The sequence below is a fragment of the Actinophytocola sediminis genome (genome assembly GCF_054779715.1).
This window is the reverse complement of record NZ_BAAGXS010000154.1, coordinates 1-3,481: the sequence shown is the minus strand read 5'-3', so window position 1 is coordinate 3,481 and position 3,481 is coordinate 1. Positions and strand designations below refer to the sequence as shown.

General features: G+C 72.5%; 3 protein-coding genes. 2 read left to right on the top strand and 1 reads right to left on the bottom strand.

Annotation, left to right across the window (positions count from 1 at the left end; all coding sequences use genetic code 11):
• Positions 1 to 232 precede the first annotated feature (232 nt).
• Positions 233 to 1,024 (top strand): dienelactone hydrolase family protein, encoded by a 792-nt coding sequence (locus ACYVIP_RS44925; RefSeq protein WP_460407394.1) that lies wholly within the window; start codon positions 233 to 235, stop codon positions 1,022 to 1,024.
• A 49-nt stretch (positions 1,025 to 1,073) separates the two neighbouring features.
• Here ACYVIP_RS44925 and ACYVIP_RS44920 read toward each other — a convergent pair whose 3' ends face one another.
• Positions 1,074 to 3,317: a collagen-like triple helix repeat-containing protein gene (locus ACYVIP_RS44920; protein ID WP_460407392.1), complete on the bottom strand. Its 2,244-nt coding sequence runs from the start codon at positions 3,315 to 3,317 to the stop codon at positions 1,074 to 1,076.
• Here ACYVIP_RS44920 and ACYVIP_RS44915 point away from each other — a divergent pair.
• The coding region (locus tag ACYVIP_RS44915; RefSeq protein WP_460407391.1) for a hypothetical protein at positions 3,292 to 3,481 on the top strand (190 nt) is incomplete at its 3' end. The genes ACYVIP_RS44920 and ACYVIP_RS44915 overlap by 26 nt on opposite strands.

Genomic DNA, 3,481 nt, shown 5'->3' with positions numbered 1-3,481 from the left:
GACCCCGCCGGTGCGCTCGCGCAGCATCCGCGCCGCGCACCCGGCCAGCGCGAAGGCCGCGCGGCGCATCAGCGCGCCCGGCGGCACCCGCGCGAGCACCGCGTCCTCGGCGACTCTGACCTGCTCGACCGTCCACACGCCGTACACGCGCTACTCCGCCCGCAGATCGATCGCCGCGATTCGCCGCACTCGTGAAAGCGTAACCAGGGATCTGTCGATAGGGTGACCGACCATGCCTCCGAAGCTGGCGAACAAGGCGAAACACCTCGTCGAGGAGCTGTCCCGCCGGGGGCCGCACCGAGTGCTGCGGGGAGACCTCGCGCTCGTCGGTCTGCCGGGGGTGGTGTACACGCCGACCGCCGGACTCGGGCTGCCGGCGGTGGCGTTCGGACACGGGTGGTTGCAGCCGCCGGCGCGCTACCGGAGCCTGCTGCGGCACCTGGCGTCCTGGGGTTTCGTGGTCGCCGCGCCCAGCACGCAGCTCGGGCCGCTCGCCTCCCACCGGCTGTTCGCCGCCGACCTGCGTACCGCGCTCGACGTGTGTGTCGGGGTGCGGCTCGGGGACGGGTCGATCAGCGTTGACCCGGCGAAGCTGGGGCTGGCCGGGCACTCGGTCGGCGCCGGCTGCGCGGTACTGGCCGCGGCCGACGACTCCCGGGTGCGCGCGGTGGCCACCCTGGCCGCGACGCAGACCAGGCCGTTCTCCACCGACGCGGCCAGCCGGTGTGGCATGGCGTCGCTGCACCTGGCCGCCGGTCAGGACCTGGTCGCGCCCTCGGTCGGCAACGCGGGCCTGATCGCCGGCAACTGGGCGGGCCAGGCCACGCTGCGGACGGTGCCCAAGGCCAGCCACCTCGGCTTCACCGAGGGCCGGCACTGGTCGAACCTGCTGCTGCCCGGCAAGTCCGACGCCACCGCCCAGCGCGTCGCCCGCATCCTGCTGACCGCGTTCTTCCTCGTCCACCTCACCGGCGACACCAGGTACCAGTCAGTCCTGGACGCTCCCCTCAAGGGCACCGACTGACCCGCGAGTCCAACGCTCCCGACACGCGAGTCCACCCTTCCGAGCCCGGCTAGGACTTCGCCTTCGGTGCCTTCTCCGCCGGGTCGCGGCCGACCACACCACTGAAGTTGGCCGCCGGGTCCAGGTCGTCGAACAGCTTGCCGCTCGTGCGCCACTTGCTCTGCCGCTCCTGGTCGCCGCCCTGGCCGCCGCCACCGCCGCCCATGCCACCCATCGGCATGCCGCCACCCATGGGCGCCGCGCCGCCAGCGGCCGCGCCACCAGCAGCGGCACCACCGGCAGCCGCCGCGGCGACCCGCTGGTCACCACCGTCCGGCGCCTGCGCGCCGACGATCGCGCCGGCCGCGATGCCGGCCGACGGCGCGCCCGGGGTCTCCGCGCCACCGAACGAACCGCCACCACCACCCATCGAGCCGCCGCCCCCGCCACCACCGAGGCCGCCACCAGCACCGCCCCCACCGGCGCCACCGCCGCCACCGCCACCGAGCGGGTCGGCGCCGAGGCTCGCGGGCGCCGGCACGTCCGGCAGCGACGGCCGGCCCGGCGCCGACGGCGCGGAGTCCGGGCCGAAGTCGACGTCGTAGGTCTCCGGCGTGCCGTCGTCGACGGTCATCTTCAACCGGTCGGTCGGGCCGGGGACCTGCTCCAGGGTGATCGCCGCGTCGCCGTCCTGGATGACCGCCTTGCCGTCCACCGCGCGGATCACGCCCGGCTCGGCGACCTCACCCGGGTCGTCGGTGAAGTCGACCGTGTACTCCTTCGGCTCCCCGGTGCCGCTGTCGACGGTGACCACGCTGCGGCCCTTGTCGTCCGGCTGGCCGACGGTGATCGTCCGGTCGCCGTCCTGGATCGTGACCTCCTTCGGCGCGCCAGGCGCGTCCGGGCCGCCGGGCATCCCCGGCATCAGCGGCAGCCCGTCAGGACCCGTGCCCGGCTCGGTTCCCGGTCCCGGCATGCCGGGAATATCGCCCGGCAGGCCGCCAGGGCCGGCCCCCGACGGGGCGGTCGGCATCGCGGGGATCTCCGGCATGGCCGGCGTGCCACCAGGCCCACTGCCCCCCGGACCGCTGCCCCCTGGACCGCTGCCACCAGGACCACCGGGACCCGTCCCGCCGGGACCACCCGGTCCGGCCGGGTCGCCTGGCCCCTGCTGGTCCGGGCCGGGCGGCATGCCGGACGCCTCCTGGAAGTCGTTGTCGTACTCGCCGAGCGTGGTGTTCAGCTCGTCGTAGTAGCCGTCGACCGCTTCCTGGGTGTCGTTGCAGATCCGCTCGAAGTTCTCGTACAGGTCGTCGTGCAGCTCGACGTTGAACGCGTCGCGGACCCAGCTCCTGGAGAACTCGACCATCTGCTCGACGACCATGTTCCAGAACAGGTCACTGTTCGAGTAGTTCTCGTAGTCGGTGCCGTAGTTCTGGTCGAGCCAGGACGCGACCAGGATCTGCTGGTCCTTGCCGACATCCTCGCCGGCGGCCATCTTCACCAGCGGCTCGGCGACGGTGGGCGTGGCCAGGCCGATGGTCGGCCGGTACAGCTCCATCACCTGCTCGGCCTTGCTCCGGACCTCGGTGTAGAGGTTCGCCACGGTGCTCTCGATGATCCCGGGCGCCGCCTCGGTCGCGTCCAGTAACTCGGTCACGTTGGGCACCAGGTTCTCCGACCAGTGCTGGTAGGAGGCGTTCGCCGCGGGACCGCTCCACGACTGGTAGACCGTGTTCAGCTCGCCCTCGGCGGTGGTGTTCAGCTCGCCGAGCACGGTGTTGGCGGTCCGGATCCGGTCCGCGTCGGTGAGGAACTTGCGGAAGTTGATGCCGAGCTGCTCGTTGTAGCGGGTCTCGATGTCCCCCGCGGCGATCCGCCCGTGCTGGCCGATCAGGCCGGAGGGCACCATGTCGTTGATCGGCAACCAGGTGTCGAAGACCTTCAACGCCGCCCGCGCCGTGTCCAGCACCTCGTCGGAGGTCTCCGGCCCGGAGGTCAGCGACGGCGCCTGCATGTCGTCGAGCTCGGTCCGGCCCTCGGCGAGGTCCTCCTCGGCCAGCCGGTTCTGGTACCCGGCGTCGTCGGACTGGCCCTGTGCCCGGTCGTAGACCTCGTTCAGCGAGCCCTGGTCGAAGTCGCCGTCCTCGAGCGTGTAGCCCTCCGCGTACTGGAGCGCCTCGGGATCGAGGTTGTCCATGTCGAACGGGTAGCCGTTCTCCTGCATGTACGCGGCAAGCAGGTGCTCCTTGGTGTCCCCCTCCACATAGGGGTCGTCGAGAAGCGCCTTGACGTCAGCCCATGACCTGCTCATCAACTACCCCTACTGGTTGCGCAGCCACGAGGACTGGTTGGAAAAGTCGTCTTCGTCGTCGATCTGGACCGGCTGCGGTCTCGGCCTCGACGGTGGCGGTGCCGGAGCGGGCGGCGCCGCCGCCGGCGGTGCCGGCGGCGGCTCGGGCCGCCGCTGCTCCCCGG

Excerpts from the sequence above, each read along its gene's own strand:
- ACYVIP_RS44920 (WP_460407392.1), bottom strand. The coding sequence starts at position 3,317 with ATGAGCAGGTCATGGGCTGACGTCAAGGCGCTTCTCGACGACCCCTAT.
- ACYVIP_RS44925 (WP_460407394.1), top strand. The coding sequence starts at position 233 with ATGCCTCCGAAGCTGGCGAACAAGGCGAAACACCTCGTCGAGGAGCTG.